This window comes from Cupriavidus sp. SIMBA_020 (assembly GCF_046535395.1).
In the GTDB taxonomy this organism is placed as follows: domain Bacteria; phylum Pseudomonadota; class Gammaproteobacteria; order Burkholderiales; family Burkholderiaceae; genus Cupriavidus; species Cupriavidus campinensis.
The window spans coordinates 1-276 of record NZ_JAWRWU010000474.1; the positions used below are offsets into that span (position 1 = coordinate 1).

1 pseudogene is annotated in these 276 nt (G+C 70.7%); it reads right to left on the minus strand.

Going from position 1 to position 276, the window contains the following annotated elements:
* Positions 1-276 (minus strand): annotated as a pseudogene (locus tag SB751_RS30120) (D-alanyl-D-alanine carboxypeptidase); the annotation flags it as partial.

The window sequence follows — 276 nt, forward strand, 5'->3', positions numbered from 1 at the left end:
GCCACAGCGCGAGGAAGCCGCGCGAGAAGAACGTCGTGTGATCGAGGATCGCGAGATTGGTCGTGCGCGCGCCGCAGCGCAGCGGATAGTCGCCGGCGAACGACGCGGTCATGATCCCGCTGCCGGCCGTCAGCGTCGGACGCGCGGCCGCGGCCGCCGCGCCGCACGATCCGCTGCCTTCGTACAGCTGGTTGTCGATCGACAGGTTCGCGAGCGGCGGCAGCACATCGACGGCGATCTTGCCGTCGTCGCCCGGCGTCACCGTGAACGACACGG